The sequence below is a fragment of the Shewanella scandinavica genome (assembly GCF_031932065.1).
In the GTDB taxonomy this organism is placed as follows: Bacteria; Pseudomonadota; Gammaproteobacteria; order Enterobacterales; family Shewanellaceae; genus Shewanella; species Shewanella baltica.
Window position 1 is genome coordinate 12,738 of record NZ_JAUOES010000017.1, and the last position, 15,225, is coordinate 27,962.

The window sequence follows — 15,225 nt, forward strand, 5'->3', positions numbered from 1 at the left end:
GAATGCGAACTTTATTTATAGGCGATCTGCACCTAAGTGCAGATCGTCTTGATATCACCCAAGCGTTCACTCGTTTCCTCGACACTGAACTCGATGATGCCGACGCCCTTTATATCCTAGGTGATTTGTTTGAAGTCTGGGTTGGCGATGATATTGCCTTGCCTTTTGCCCTCGAACTCGCCGAAAAACTCAAGCAAGTATCGCAAAAGCTGCCGGTGTATTTCATCCACGGCAACCGTGACTTTATGTTAGGCAAGCAGTATGCGCGCGCCGCAGGAATGCAAATCTTACCCGAAGTGACGTGCCTGAATTTATACGGCGAATACACGGTTATCTTACACGGCGACAGCTTGTGCACTTTAGATAAAGCCTACCAACGCTTTCGAAAACTCCGCAGTTTATCGCTGGCGCGATGGCTTTATGGTTGTTTATCCAAGAAAAACCGTCAGGGTATTGCCGATAAAATTCGCAGCAATAGCAAAAGTAGCAATCAACAAAAAAGCTATACCATCATGGATGTAGAGCCCAATGCGGTCGATGCGTTATTTGCCAAGACCCACACCAAAAATATGATCCACGGTCATACCCACAGACCCGCCATTCATCAACTTGCCAATGGCTGTCAACGTATTGTGGTTGGTGACTGGTATGAGCAAGGCAGTGTTCTGAGCGTGAGCGCCGAAGGGATTAATTTGCAGTCCTTACCCTTCGAGCAAACAACTTAAATTAGCTTGCTTTTATTAGCCTTGTTTCAGCTTAAAGAGGCTTCATATTAACGGTTCGAGCGAACCGTTAATCGTTTTAGCTATATCGACTTAATTCATCAATTTTAAAAAAGAAGGTGCTTCAAATCAATTTGCTAGCGGCGATCCACTGTGGAAACGAAACTCTTCATCCTGCGCCAGAATCAACTCAGCCTCTAACTCGCCAAAATACGTTACACGCTCGCGAATATCTTCAGGTGAAACTAACTGAGCTAACGCAAGATAATCTTGATAGTGGCGGGCTTCAGAGCGCAGCAGTGACACATAAAACTTACCCAGCTCACCGTCTAAATAGGGCGCCAACTTAGCAAAACGCTCGCACGAACGCGCCTCAATATACGCCCCCACAATCAACTTATCCCGCAGGATATCTTTCTCATGGGTGGTCACATAACTCATCATGCCCTTGGCATATCGGCCTGCGCGAATATTACGGTATTCGATACCGCGTTTGTGCATCAATTCCAATACTTGTTCAAAATGATGAAACTCTTCTTTAATCAAGCGGATTAAAGGTGAAACCAAATTAGCGGCAAACTTAAAGTTTGGCTTAGGCATAAGTTCGGCCACCAGCTCATTCTTTTTCACATCGCGCGCGAGAAAACTTACCACATCGTGGTCTTGCGAATAGATAAACTCTTCATAGGGTTTCGCCCACGCCAACAGAGCTCGACCACTGTCTTTATCTAACGCATATTTTCGTAGCAAAAATATCGCCGTCTGGGCCGCTTTTAACTCACAGTTACAATGATCGATCAGCAACTCATCCAAGGAATCTGATTTTATCGCGACATCAATCCAAGTTTGCGGTGTTTCACAGCGAAGAAACGCGTGGATGGGGGCAAGAAGTTGCTGCATGGACTCACTCAATATCATTCTGAATATCGCGCTATTTTACGCATATTTACTCATAAGCTATAGCATTAGGCTTCAGTAAACTTGACGCGCAGAACTTTTTGTTCAATAAATAACCTACACTCTAAAGAACTGAGATCCTGATCACACAGCTTCTCACTTCTGTATGTGTCACCAATCGGCAGTTAAAGGGACAGGACACCATTTTAACCTCGATTGTGGAGCTGTTATCAGCTCGTCTGACGTTTGGCGAGCCATTCATCAATGCTGAACAAGGATAATTATAATGATATTGAATCACTTAATGGGGCTATACACTCATCCTAAACAAGAGTGGCACACAATTGAAAAAAACCATGAGGCACTAAAAAGTAGCTTAAGTCATGTGGTACTGATCGCCTTAATCCCTGCAATTTGCAGTTATATTGCTACGGCTTATATTGGCTGGAACCCAGGCGCTGGCGATCCGATTTACCTCACACCTCAAAGCGCCATGTTTATGTCAGCTGGCATGTATTTAGGTCTGATTGCGGGCGTATTTGCCCTCGCCTATTTGGCCTATTGGATGGCAAAAACCTTCGATGCAAACCCAACCTACATCCAAGCGTTAGAACTCGCGTCCTATACCGCTACGCCATTGTTCATGGTCGGTTTAGCTGCGTTGTATCCAGTGCTGTGGTTTATCATGATAGTGGGATTGATTGGTTTGGCTTACTCAGTGTACTTACTGTACGCGGGTGTGCCGATCATTATGAATATCCCTGAAGAGAAAGGCTTTATCTACGCCAGTTCTATGGTGACCGCAGGTTTAGTGCTGTTAGTGGGGCTAATGGCAACCAGCGTTATCTTATGGAGCCTAGGCTTTGGTCCTATGTATCAATAACAACTCAAATTAACTGTAACTCACACCAGCCAATAGCTTTATCGCTGATTCATAAAATAAAAAAGAAGGCCTAAAGGCCTTCTTTTTTGGGTCTGATTAATGATCAGAACAACTTAGCTTAATTCAAGTTAGCTTCGTTGAGTTGAACTGTTTGACTCATTTCATCAAACCAATTCAATCAAGCTAATTCTATTAAATCATTCGAAAGAATCACGCAGCGCTACAGTTAAGTTAAACACTAAATTATCCGCTGACGAATCTTTGCTGTCAGCACAGAAATAACCTTCACGCTCAAACTGATAAGCTTTTTCTGCTGGCGCATTCACTAGGCTTGCTTCAGCAAAACCGTGCACTACCACTAAGGATTCAGGGTTTAATACTTCGTCCACAGTCTCTGCCGCAGCAGGATTAGGATCGGTAAATAAACGCTGATAGAGACGGAATTCAGCTGGTTTAGCAGTAGATGCCTCAACCCAATGGATCACACCTTTAACTTTACGGCCATCAGCAGGATTTTTACCTAAGGTTTCAGGATCATAAGTGCAGTAAACCGTCGTGATATTGCCTTCGCTGTCTTTGTCACAACGCTCAGCTTTAATCACATAGGCATTACGTAAACGCACTTCCTTACCTGCTACCAAACGTTTGTATTGTTTGTTGGCTTCTTCTCTAAAGTCAGCCACATCAATCAATATTTCACGGCCAAAGGCTAATTCACGCGTCCCCATTCTCTCATCATTTGGATGAGCGGCCGCTTGAATGTACTCAAGTTCACTTTCAGCATAGTTTTCAATGATCACTTTCAATGGACGTAATACGGCCATCGCACGCGGTGCATGTTCGTTCAGTTCTTCACGAATACACGCATCTAACATGCCAACTTCAATCATATTCTCTTGCTTAGTCACGCCGATACGTTGGCAAAACTCGCGAATTGACGCAGGCGTGTAACCACGGCGACGTAGACCAGCAATCGTTGGCATACGTGGGTCGTCCCAACCTGACACTAATTTGCGAGTCACAAGGTCGTTTAGCTTACGCTTAGACATTAAGGTATATTCAAGATTTAAGCGTGAAAACTCGTATTGACGAGTACGATTCGGCGCTTGAAAATCATTCAAATTATCCAACACCCAGTCGTATAAACGACGGTTGTCTTGGAACTCTAAAGTACATAAAGAGTGGGTAATATGTTCTAACGCATCAGAAATACAGTGGGTAAAGTCGTACATTGGGTAAATGCACCACTTGTCACCCGTTTGGTGGTGATGGGCAAAACGAATACGGTAGATGATAGGATCGCGCATACACATGAATGGCGACGCCATATCAATTTTTGCACGCAGCGCACACTCACCTTCTTTAAAACCACCGTCGCGCATCTTAGCGAATAAGGCGAGGTTCTCTTCGACTGATGTGTCGCGGAAAGGACTGTTTTTACCTGGCTCTTTTAACGTGCCACGGTATTCGCGAGTTTCATCAGCATTCAAGAAACACACATAAGCCAAACCTTTGTTGATCAGTTCAACTGCATATTGATGTAACTGATCAAAATAGTTTGATGAATAGCGTACATCGCCATCCCACTGGAATCCAAGCCAACGCACATCCGCCTGAATAGAATTAACATAATCAATGTCTTCTTTTTCAGGATTAGTATCGTCAAAACGTAAATTACACAGACCATTATAGTCTCGCGCTATCCCAAAATTTAAGCAGATAGATTTAGCATGACCAATATGAAGATAGCCATTCGGTTCCGGCGGGAAACGAGTCTGTACACTCGTGTGCTTACCGCTTTGTAAATCTTCATCTATGATATTACGAATAAAGTTACTCGGACGTACTTCAGTGTCCACATGACTCATGGAATTCCTCTTTGCGAACAATGGCAATTTTAAGAAAACCAGCATGATCCTACAGATCACTACTAGTTACAATGCCTAGTGCTAAAAACTATGGTTTTTGACCGGCTGGGTTATAGCCGCGATAGTAAAACAATAAAAGCAGCCATGAAAGCTGCTTTTATCTTTGACCTAACTAAGCTGACATTTATTACTCAGTCATGTTGACTCAGTAAATCTTACTCGGTAATGATGCGGATCCCCGGAATGATCTGCTGGGTTCTTCTGCCCTTACGTTTCAGCCACTGATAAAAGGCCACTAACGCAAACAGGAAGAAGCCAATCCACAGACTCGATTGCACAGGATGCTGCGTAAAGGTTGCCGCTTGATAGACCACCGTCGCTGAACCATAGGCCAGTGAGAAAGTCCACGTTGCCGCAAATGTCGCCCAACGGGAACCAAACTCATGCACTAAAGCGCCCATCGCCGCAACACAAGGGGTATACAGCAAGATAAACAGCAAGTAAGAGAACGCCGCAATTTTACCACTGAAACCAGCTTGCAGAGCACCGAAGGTCGATGTCGCGACGCCTTGCTCTTCCGCTATCGCTTCTTTATTAGTCAAATCACCAACCGACAACTTCAGCGGATCTTCCAGATCAATTCCAAACAAGTTTGCAGGAATCGTCGCCAGAGCCGCATTAAAGCTTTCACTCAAGGGTGTCAGCTCTTCATCAGCGGGCGCAGCAGTGCTGTACAAACTGTTTAAGGTACCAACAACCGCTTCTTTAGCAAAAATACCTGTGATAATTCCGACCGTTGCTGGCCAGTTATCCTGCTCTATGCCCATAGGCGAGAAGATAGGCGTGATTTTTTGGCTCGCGACACTCAGCAAAGATGCTTGGCTGTCTTCATGGCCGAAAGTGCCATCAACACCAATGGCATTGATAAAGTTTAGTAACGTCACCACCAGCACAATGGTTTTACCCGCACCTAAAATAAAGCTCTTAGTGCGTTTACCTGTACGGACCATTACGGCTTTGAGTTTTGGCATTTCATAGCTTGGCAGTTCCATCACCACAGCGCTGCTGGTACCCGGTAACAGCGTGCTTCTGAGTAATAAACCCGTACCGATAGCGGCAAAGATACCAATTACATAAAGCAAAAATACTAAATTCTGTCCAGAATCGGGGAAGAAAGCCGCGGCAAATAACGCATATACTGGCAGACGTGCACCGCAGGACATAAATGGCGCCATCATACCCGTGACAATACGCTCACGTTCACTGCCTAAGGTCCGCGTCGCCATAATCGCTGGCACAGAACAACCAAAGCCGACAATCATAGGCACGAAAGCTTTACCGGGCAGACCGATACGGCGCATTAACCCATCAACTACAAATGCAGCGCGGGCCATGTAGCCAGAGCTTTCAAGGACTGACAAACCGAGGAATAAAGCAGCGATCACCGGAATAAACGTGGTCACGGTTTGAATACCTTGGCCAACACCACCAGCGAGAATAGTGACCAACCAAGCCGGAGAGCCCATGTTCGTCAAGAATGCGCCAAAGTGGTCGACAAACAACGCACCCGCAAACACATCGAAGAAATCGATAAAAGCGCTGCCAATATTGATGCTGAACATAAACATCAAATACATCACGAACAAGAACACAGGAATGCCAAGCACGGGATGCAATACAAGTTTATCTAATTTATCACTAAGAGTGAGGAATCCCGACTCTTTCACTGAACCTTGAAACACTTTCTCAACGAAATTAAAGCGCGTGGTAGCCACCATCACTTCAATATCATGGCCCTGCGAAGAGATAATCTGGGTACAGGTATTCACTTCATCCTGCAACTCAGCATTTTGGCAACTGCCACAACCTGAACCATTGCCAAGCATAGCCAAGGCGCGGCCACGGCTTAATTGCGTGTCTTTGCTACAAAGCAACTGCACGCCAGCTTCAATTTGTTCATCGTAATGCAGTACTAATGGTGCTTCAGAGACTCGGCCTTGCAGTAAATCGAGTACCTGCGCTTGCACTTTTTCTACATCGGCAGGATCGCGTGAGCACACACCAATCACGGGGCAGCCCAGCTCTTTGCTCATTTTCTTTAAATCGACTTTGATACCGCGTTTAACTGCAGAATCAATTTTATTCAGCACCACCACCATAGGGATCGCGAGTTCACGCAATTGGGCGGTGAGATATAAATGACGTTCGATGTTAGTGGCATCGACTAAATTGATAATGCCGTCGACACGTTGCTCGGCGAGATATTGCTGCGCAATTTGCTCATCGAGTGAACAATCGCAACTATTGCCCGCAGGCAGAAGATCGTAAATACCCGGTAAATCGGTCAGATAGACATCGGCACCGTTTAAGGTGAAATGACCAGTCTTTTTCTCGACCGTCACACCAGACCAGTTACCGACTTGTTGATTCGCGCCGGTTAGCGCGTTAAAGAGCGTCGATTTACCCGCATTCGGGTTACCGACTGTGACGCAATGAAACTGCTTAGTCATTCGCCTTTTCCACCTCAATGATGTCTGCCAAATCTCTGCGCATACAAAGTTTACTACCACGAATATCCAGTTCGAGACCAGAACCCATAGGTGCGTATCGGATCAATGAAAAACGCGTATTTGGCGTGATCCCCATGGACAACAACTTACGCTTCACGGTTTGTGGTAACACTAAACGCCCCACTTCAGAAATAATACCGCGATCACCGGGACTGAGTTCGCTTAACTTCATTACGTATTCCACCTTGCAACAGGTTCAGCTCGAAAAACTGCGCCCATTGTAACTGAGCTATGACCCTAATAACTTTACCTAGATCAAGATTTTTGACTGGTAACGATAATAGTTTTCAATTGTGTTGGGTATTATGTGACAAAAATACCAATGAATAAACGGCCAACTGAAAATAAAAATTCACGCCCAAGTGCCCAAGACGGTTATACGATCGACAGAAGTCAAAAAGCTGTGAACAAATCCCCTACCGAAGCAAACGTGATCAAGGTCACTCTTCCTCTATATCACCAGTAAAATCATCCCTCTTTACAGTGAAAAGACCAAGGAATGTTAAGCACCTGTCACACATTTGTTCTAATATTAACCAAGCTTAATAAGCTAAATTAGTAATGTCGAAAGCGTCAAAATAACAAATATAAATGCACTCGGGAAAAGATGAACATGGAAATAAGGCTAAAGTTCAAAAGCATAGCTAAGGCTATGCTATGTATTTTGTTATCAATCGTCAGTATTTCGGCCGCGGCGACGCCTTGGGATGACAAAAAACCAGAGGACGTTGTCGCGACATTAGACAAAAAATTCGCCGAAGGTAAGTATTCCGCCAAAGGGGCTGACACTTGCCTGATGTGTCACAAAAAAAGTGCCGTGGTCATGGCGATATTTGATGGGGTTCATGGCAACCCCAATATGAAAGATTCGCCCATGGCCGATTTGCAGTGTGAGGCCTGCCACGGTCCGTTAGGGAATCATAACAAAGGTGGCAAAGAGCCAATGATCACCTTTGGCGAAAACTCTCCTGTTCCCGCGCAAAAGCAAAACAGTGTTTGTATGAGCTGCCACAATGACAGCCAACGTATCGCGTGGAAAGGCAATCACCACGATAACGCCGATGTTGCCTGCGCAAGTTGCCATCAAGTTCATACCGCCAAAGATCCTATCAGCGATAAAGCCAATGAAGTCGCCATTTGTACCCAGTGCCATACCCAACAAAAAGCTGATATGCACAAACGCTCAGCCCATCCATTACAGTGGCAACAGATGGTGTGTAGTGACTGCCATAATCCCCACGGCAGTTTGAACGATTCAAGCTTGAAGCAAATGAGCGTCAACGAAAATTGCTATAGCTGCCACGCCGAAAAACGCGGCCCTAAACTGTGGGAACATGCCCCCGTCACCGACAACTGTGCTAATTGCCACAACCCCCATGGCAGCGTGAACGACGCCATGCTGATCAGTAAGCCGCCGCAGTTGTGTCAACAATGCCACGCCTCGGATGGTCATAGCAGCAATGCCTACTTTGGCAATCAAGCCAATGCCTTCACTTCAGGTAACTCCTGTATGAATTGCCACGGGCAAGTGCATGGTTCTAACCATCCTTCTGGCAAATTGCTACAGAGATAACAAGGGAATGATCATGCGAACAGCTAAATTGTCTCACCCTAGTGCTTGTTTATCCCTCACTTTACTCGCATGGGCGATAAGCGGTGTTTTGACTCAAGCACATGCCGAAGGTTATGAGCTACAACAGGCGAATCGAAGTGGCATTAAGACAGAGGCATGGAGCTGCAAACTATGCCAACCTAAGACAGGGCATAGTGGTGATGTCAGAGCCACCCTCGCATACAACGATGGCGAGGACCGCCGTTTCGGTAACCGCACTGGGACAGATAACGATGGGTTCGTTGCCGCCGTCGGTGCGGATATGCTGTACAAAACACAGTCAGGTTATCAAACTCAGTTGGTCGCGGATAAGTTAGGTTTTGATGCGGGCTCAGCCAAGCTCACAACAGGAAGGCCAGGGAACTATCAAATCAACTTAGGTTATAGAGGCTTAGCTAACTATAACCATAATCAACTCAAAAGCCCTTATACCTCATCGCAAGATAAGATGTTGTTGCCCGATAACTGGATAACAGGTGGCACAACACAATCTATGCCTATGCTACAGAGCAGCCTTGTTGGCCAAGATTTAAGTATTCAACGTGATCGCTTTATGATCGGTGGTTACTATGCCGGAAAAATATCACCCGAAAGCGACAATACCAGTCACTACAAAGCATCATTAAACTATCAACATGAAGACCGCAGCGGCGCCAAAAAGACCAGCGCCAATATACTCACCAATAGCGTTATGCTCGCCCAACCTATTGATGACAGTACCGATGAAATCGATGCCAGAGTCTATTTTAATGGCACGGGCTGGCAGGCTGGCATCAATAGCCAAGTCAGCCAATATAAAAATGATCACCAAGCCATGCAATGGCAATCCGCCTACACGCCCACCTTTGGCGCGGCATACTTAGGTCAAAATGCAGTCGACCCCGACAGTAAAGCCTATCGCGTTGCCGCAGAAGCCTCTGGGGGAGCGAATGGTCAGAATGTGCTAATGCACGCAGGCTTTAGCCGTATGACCCAAGATGACACTTTTATTCCAGCCACCATCAATGGCCCGTCACCTGTCCTGCCTGCGGATACCTTAGATGGCCAAGTGGATATTATTGAAATGATCCTTAAATATTCGGGCCGGATCACCCAAGATTTAAGTGTACAGGCAAGCTACAACTATCAAGACAGAGATAACAAAACGGCCAAATTAGACTTCCCACAAATCATCACCGACAGTATTAACCAAGGCTCTGCTCAAAATAGCCTTTATGATAAGCGAACCAAAAAACTTGAACTTAAAGGCAAATACCGTTTTACTTCAGCCGCCTATGCCGAAGCAGGCTACAGCCGTAACGAAAACGATTACACTGAACTCGACCGCCAATCCGTCGATGAGTCCGGCGTGTTTGCCAAACTGAGCTATCGCTATTCCCCTGCTTGGTCAGCATGGTTAAAAGGAGAAGCACTAGAGCGCGATGGCAGTGAATACGATCCAGTCACTACCACTCAAAGCCAAAGCAACCCTTGGCTGCGTAAATCCTACCTCGCCGACAGAAAAAGGCAAAAAGTCACCTTACACACTGATTATCAAACTGATATCGGCCTCTCGCTGGGCGCCAGCTTGCACAGTGTCGATGACGATTATCACCACACCCAAGTGGGTCTTACTCAAGTGTCCTACCTAGGTTATGACGTATCGGCCCAATATGCGCTGAGTGACGATCTTCATTTCAGTGCCTTTGTTAACCAAGATTGGCGCGATTCAGATCAAGCAGGCAGCAACCACTTTTCAACGCCCGATTGGTACAGCACTGCCGAGGAAAAATCGACTTTAATTGGGGCAGGTTTTAGTTATCAAAACCTGTTCGATAATCACCTCAACATTGGCTTGGACTACAGCTATTCCGATGGACAGAGTGATACCGAGATCGTCTACGGCATCACCAGTCCCTATGGCGATTTTTATGCCCGCAAACACAATATTAATGCCTACGCCAAATATAAGTTTGCCGACAGTATGTCGCTACGCGTCGATTGGTTATTCGAAAAGTATCAAGATGCTAACTGGCAAAACCAAGGCACAAATTGGGACACGATTCCCAACGTACTCAGCTTTGGGGATATGAGCCACGACTACAACGCTCACTATTTAGGCTTGACCTTAAGCTACCAAATGTAACTTAGGCACTGACAGCGCATTCCAAGGATAGAAATATGAACAAGTTTGCAAAAATGAGCTCGAAATTCAGTCTGATGCTGGCCTTAGTCTCGCTATTAAGCGCCTGTGGCGGTGATAACGGCCAAGATGGTAATCCCGGTGAACCCGCAAAACCGCCCGCGTTAACTATCACTAGCCCAAAGGTCACGGTCGATAAAGTTGAGATGGCAGATGGCATTGCTCAAGTGGATTTTCAAGTGAGCAATCAAGATGATGAAGCCGTAATTGGTGTCCCATCGGCAACGTTTATTGCAGCGCAGCTTCTTCCCCAAGGTTATACAGGCGCGGGAAATAGCAGTGAATGGCAACATTTTACCGCTGAAACCTGCGCGGCAACTTGCCCAGGCAGTCTCACAGATCATAAAAACGGTCACTACAGCTACACCTTCAGCGCACCGTTTAATGGCATGAATGGGGTGACGTTTATGCCAGAAGCGACCCAAAGAATGGTGGTCAAAATCGGCGGCGATAAACTTGCCGATAACACGCCCTTGCCTATTACCAATCAACATTATGACTGGCAATCATCTGGGGATAATGTCGCTTACACCCGCAACTTAGTCACAATAGAAACTTGTAATAGTTGCCACAGCAATCTTGCTTTCCATGGCAGTAAATATAATCAAATCGAAACCTGCGTCACCTGTCATAACAGCAAAAAAGTCAGTAACCCTGCGGATATTTTCCCGCAAATGATCCACAGCAAACATTTAACTGGTTTCCCGCAACCCATCAGTGATTGCCAAACCTGTCATGTAGATAAGGCTGAGTTAGCTGAGCAGCAAAACTGGCACAGAGTCCCAACCATGCAAGCCTGCGGCGCCTGTCATACACAAATTAATTTTCCCGCAGGCGAAGGACACCCTGCGCAGGTTGATAATAGTAACTGCGTGGCGTGCCATAATGCCGACTGGACCGCAAGCGTTCACAGTGATGAAGACAAAACTGCGGCACTGATACAATTTAGCCCAAGCATCACCAGCGCCAGTATGGATGCCAATGGTACAGTCACAGTCGCGGTTAAATTGATGAACCCAGCTACAGGCTACGTCTACAGCGAGAGTGCCGATAAGTTAAAATTCATCAATGATTTAAGGGTATATGCTAACTGGGGAACCAGTTTTGATTATGCCACTCGCTCTGCCCGCTCAATCAAGCTGCCGGAATCCACCCCCGTGTCAGGCTCAAATGGCATTTATACCTATACAATTTCGGGTCTTACTGTGCCTGCAGGCACTGAATCGGATAATGGCGGACTCGCGATTCAAGGCCGAGTCTGCGCCAAAGACAAAGTACTCGTTGATTGCACGACTGAACTGGCGGAAGTGTTAGTGATAAAAGCCAGCCACAGTTATTTTGATATGGCAGCATTAAGCAGTACGGGTCGCCGCACTGTTGTCAGTAATGCAAGCTGCGGTAATTGCCATGGCGATCAAAAGCTTAATATCCATGGCTCACGCAACGATCTCGGTGGTCAATGTCAACTATGTCATAACGCCAATATGCTGGCTGATACGACGGCGGCAAATCCTTCCACCACGTCATTTGACTTTAAGCAGCTGATCCACGGTATTCACACCAGCCAATTCGCGGGTTTTGAAAACCTAAACTACCCAGGGAAAATCGGTAACTGTGCCCAATGCCATGTTAACGATTCTGCGGGAATATCTACCGTCACCCTTCCTTTAAATTCAGCGGTACAACCCCTTGCCCTCGATAACGGCACTTTTACCAGCCCGATTGCCGCTGTGTGTAGCAACTGCCATTCAGATACCAGCACTCATAACCACATGACTCAGCAAGGTGCTGTTTTTGCTGGCACAAAAGCTGATGCAACCGCAGGAACTGAAACCTGTGCTTTCTGTCATGGACAAGGCGGAGTCGCGGACGTGTTAAAAGTGCATCCCATAAACTAAGCCTATGATGCTGGCCTAAAAAGGCCAGCAACTGCAGATATAAAAGGAACTCATACTATGCAGTCATCTACTCCTAAAGAAATAGTCAGATCTCAGTCACATTACCCACCTAAAGTGACTGATTAATACCAGTGACTTAGTTAGCCTTACAGATGGAAAACTAATTCCACACATCTTATGCGGGTAATGAGATTTATTCTTATCTACCAAGCGTTTGATGATGATTACAACTATTGCAGGGAAATATCATGATGAAACGGTTCAATTTCAATGCCGCAACAAAAGCGATGTTGGGTGCCGGTTTACTCTCTCTACTACTCGCCGGTTGCGGTGGTAGTGACGGTAAAGATGGTGAAGACGGTAAACCGGGTGTTGTTGGTGTCAATATCGATACAACTCCTACACTGAAAGCAAGTTTCACTAATGCCACTATCGATGCAGGTAAGGTTACAGTCGATTTCACATTAGAAAATGCGAATGGCGTAGCAGTACTAGGCTTAAATAAAGATCACGACATACGTTTTGGTATTGCACAGCTTAGCCACGTTACAGTAGCAACTGAGGATCCAGCCAAACCCGCTGACCGCGGTTACCAATGGCAAGCTTATATCAATGCCAAAAAAGAGCCTGGCACAGTGCCTTCTGGCGTGGATAACCTCAATCCATCAGCTCAATATCAAGCCAACGTTGAAGCCGCTGCCAAGTGTGATACCTGTTTAGTGGATCATGGTGATGGTAACTACAGCTATACCTATCAAGCCAATATCGCCAATGTCACTGAACCCTTAGCGATTACCTACAGTGCTGAAGCGACTCAACGGGCGACATTAGAACTTGAATTACCACAGCTTGCTGCCAACGCACATTTTGATTGGCAACCTTCTACAGGTAAAACTGAAGGTATTCAAACACGCAACGTTGTTTCAATAACAGCCTGTTATACCTGTCATCAACCAGAAAGTTTAGAGTTACACGGTGGCCGTAGAGTTGATATTGAGAACTGTGCTTCTTGTCATACGGCAACTTCTGGCGATCCTGAGTCAGGTAATAGCATTGAATTTACATACATGATCCATGCTATCCACAAAGGTGGCGAACGTCATACCTTTGATGAAGCTGGTACCGAAATTCCAGCGCCTTACAAGATTGTCGGTTATGGTGGCAAAGTAATTGACTACGGCAAGGTTGGTTTCCCATTAAAACCTGCAGCGGATTGCGCAGCCTGTCACGTTGAAGGAGCGGGTGCACCAGCTAATGCCGATCTATTTAAAGCCGACTTAAGCAATCAAGCCTGTATTGGTTGCCACACAGAAAAACCGTCTGCTCACCACAGCAGCAGTGATTGTGTCGCTTGTCATAATGCAACTGAACCATACAATGGCACAGGTAGTGCAGCTAAACGTCATGGTGATGTGCTGAAAGCTTACACAGAAACTAAAGCCATGGGCATTAAGTTCACTAATGTCGGCGTGAATGACACGGGCAAAATCACTTTTGATGTCCAAGTTGTTGACAAAGATGGCAATGCCATTGATAAAGCCTTCGTAAATCAAAGCTCACGCGTTGTCGTAGCATGGGATTCTGATAAAGATTACCCAAGCTATGCTGATGCCTCTTATAGCAATCGTCGTATCGCTTTAAGTGAAGGTACCTATAATGAAGCGAATAAAACCTACTCATTAACAGGCACTAAGTTCAGTTTACCCGCTGATGCAAATGGTAAAACATTCGAGCTGTGGTCAACATTAGAAGTGTGCTTCAACAATGGCGGTTATGGCGTTGCTGACGTAGCTATGACAGATTGCTCTGCTGACAGTCTAAGTAAAGTCGCGGTTAAACAAGCCCCATATCATTTCGTTTGGAAAGATACGGGAGTGGACAACACTGCCAAGGCAGCGACACGTCGCGACATTATTGATGCAACTAAGTGTCAAGGTTGTCACAATCAAGAAATCCACCACTATGACAACGGTGTAAATTGCCAAACTTGCCATACTTCGGATAAAACCTTGAAAAGTGATGCCAACTATCCTGGCGGTAAGATCCCAACTAGCTTCGCGTGGAAAGCTCACGAACGTGAAGGCCATTACCTGAAATATGCGGGTGTACAATCAGGCACAGTGCTAAAAACCGATTGTGCGACATGCCATACGGTTGATAAAGCAAACGTCATTACAGGTATTACCTTAGGACGTCAGCCTAATCGCACATGGCGCTACGGTGATATCAATAATAACGGTGCCGATATTTGGGTATCTTCAGATGCGGGAGCGTGTTTAAGCTGTCACCAAAAATATCTGACTGATGCGACAAAATCTCACATTGAGACTAACGGTGGTATTTTAAATGGCAGTAGTGCAGCCGATGTGCAAACTCGTGCATCAGAAAGCTGTGCAACTTGTCATACCCCGGCTCAATTAAGTAAAGTTCACGGTAATTAAGCAGATATAACGCTCTCATTCAGAGCAATGTTTTATCGTTACTAAAGAGAGAGGTTTTTACCTCTCTCTTTATATTCTTGCCATTTAAAAATCCGCTGTTTTTTTGATCTGAAATCGTTTTTACCTCTCCCTTTAAATACCTCTTTAGAAAT

General features: G+C 45.7%; 10 protein-coding genes. 6 read left to right on the forward strand and 4 right to left on the reverse strand.

Annotated elements, in window-relative coordinates; all coding sequences use genetic code 11:
• Window positions 1-2 precede the first annotated feature (2 nt).
• Window positions 3-725, forward strand: a complete 723-nt coding sequence (locus tag Q4Q50_RS14680; RefSeq protein WP_311899934.1) for a UDP-2,3-diacylglucosamine diphosphatase — start codon at window positions 3-5, stop codon at window positions 723-725.
• A 126-nt stretch (window positions 726-851) separates the two neighbouring features.
• Here the strand turns inward: Q4Q50_RS14680 and miaE are convergent, their stop codons facing one another.
• Complete coding sequence (gene miaE / locus Q4Q50_RS14685; RefSeq protein WP_311899936.1) at window positions 852-1,622, reverse strand: tRNA isopentenyl-2-thiomethyl-A-37 hydroxylase MiaE; 771 nt, start codon at window positions 1,620-1,622, stop codon at window positions 852-854.
• A gap of 283 nt (window positions 1,623-1,905) precedes the next feature.
• On the opposite strand from miaE, the gene Q4Q50_RS14690 reads away from it, so the two are divergent.
• Window positions 1,906-2,502: a Yip1 family protein gene (locus Q4Q50_RS14690; RefSeq protein WP_311899938.1), complete on the forward strand. Its 597-nt coding sequence runs from the start codon at window positions 1,906-1,908 to the stop codon at window positions 2,500-2,502.
• 197 nt (window positions 2,503-2,699) lie between these two features.
• On the opposite strand, the gene glnS is transcribed toward Q4Q50_RS14690, so the two are convergent.
• The 3 genes from glnS to Q4Q50_RS14705 form a co-directional block, all read right to left on the reverse strand.
• Window positions 2,700-4,370, reverse strand: a complete 1,671-nt coding sequence (gene glnS / locus Q4Q50_RS14695) for a glutamine--tRNA ligase (protein ID WP_311899940.1) — start codon at window positions 4,368-4,370, stop codon at window positions 2,700-2,702.
• 215 nt (window positions 4,371-4,585) lie between these two features.
• Complete coding sequence (gene feoB / locus Q4Q50_RS14700; RefSeq protein ID WP_311891562.1) at window positions 4,586-6,880, reverse strand: Fe(2+) transporter permease subunit FeoB; 2,295 nt, start codon at window positions 6,878-6,880, stop codon at window positions 4,586-4,588.
• Window positions 6,873-7,112, reverse strand: coding sequence for a FeoA family protein (locus Q4Q50_RS14705; protein WP_012196862.1), 240 nt, complete (start codon window positions 7,110-7,112; stop codon window positions 6,873-6,875). Before Q4Q50_RS14705 ends, feoB begins: the two co-directional genes overlap by 8 nt.
• A 435-nt stretch (window positions 7,113-7,547) precedes the next feature.
• On the opposite strand from Q4Q50_RS14705, the gene Q4Q50_RS14710 reads away from it, so the two are divergent.
• From Q4Q50_RS14710 to Q4Q50_RS14725, 4 genes are all read left to right on the forward strand, one after another.
• Window positions 7,548-8,513 carry a DmsE family decaheme c-type cytochrome gene (locus tag Q4Q50_RS14710; protein ID WP_311899942.1) on the forward strand — a complete coding sequence of 322 codons (966 nt, stop codon included), beginning with the start codon at window positions 7,548-7,550 and terminating at the stop codon, window positions 8,511-8,513.
• A 13-nt stretch (window positions 8,514-8,526) separates the two neighbouring features.
• Complete coding sequence (locus Q4Q50_RS14715; RefSeq protein WP_311899944.1) at window positions 8,527-10,677, forward strand: MtrB/PioB family decaheme-associated outer membrane protein; 2,151 nt, start codon at window positions 8,527-8,529, stop codon at window positions 10,675-10,677.
• A 35-nt stretch (window positions 10,678-10,712) separates the two neighbouring features.
• The gene (locus Q4Q50_RS14720) at window positions 10,713-12,632 is read left to right on the forward strand and encodes an OmcA/MtrC family decaheme c-type cytochrome (protein ID WP_311899945.1); all 1,920 of its coding nucleotides are present in this window, start codon (window positions 10,713-10,715) and stop codon (window positions 12,630-12,632) included.
• A 248-nt stretch (window positions 12,633-12,880) separates the two neighbouring features.
• Entirely contained in the window at window positions 12,881-15,073 is a 2,193-nt protein-coding gene (locus tag Q4Q50_RS14725; RefSeq protein ID WP_311899946.1) for an OmcA/MtrC family decaheme c-type cytochrome, read from the forward strand.
• Window positions 15,074-15,225: the final 152 nt, after the last annotated feature.

Coding starts and splice junctions, on each gene's coding strand:
- Q4Q50_RS14680 (WP_311899934.1), top strand. CDS start 3: ATGCGAACTTTATTTATAGGCGATCTGCACCTAAGTGCAGATCGTCTT.
- miaE (WP_311899936.1), bottom strand. CDS start 1,622: ATGCAGCAACTTCTTGCCCCCATCCACGCGTTTCTTCGCTGTGAAACA.
- Q4Q50_RS14690 (WP_311899938.1), top strand. CDS start 1,906: ATGATATTGAATCACTTAATGGGGCTATACACTCATCCTAAACAAGAG.
- glnS (WP_311899940.1), bottom strand. CDS start 4,370: ATGAGTCATGTGGACACTGAAGTACGTCCGAGTAACTTTATTCGTAAT.
- feoB (WP_311891562.1), bottom strand. CDS start 6,880: ATGACTAAGCAGTTTCATTGCGTCACAGTCGGTAACCCGAATGCGGGT.
- Q4Q50_RS14705 (WP_012196862.1), bottom strand. CDS start 7,112: ATGAAGTTAAGCGAACTCAGTCCCGGTGATCGCGGTATTATTTCTGAA.
- Q4Q50_RS14710 (WP_311899942.1), top strand. CDS start 7,548: ATGAACATGGAAATAAGGCTAAAGTTCAAAAGCATAGCTAAGGCTATG.
- Q4Q50_RS14715 (WP_311899944.1), top strand. CDS start 8,527: ATGCGAACAGCTAAATTGTCTCACCCTAGTGCTTGTTTATCCCTCACT.
- Q4Q50_RS14720 (WP_311899945.1), top strand. CDS start 10,713: ATGAACAAGTTTGCAAAAATGAGCTCGAAATTCAGTCTGATGCTGGCC.
- Q4Q50_RS14725 (WP_311899946.1), top strand. CDS start 12,881: ATGATGAAACGGTTCAATTTCAATGCCGCAACAAAAGCGATGTTGGGT.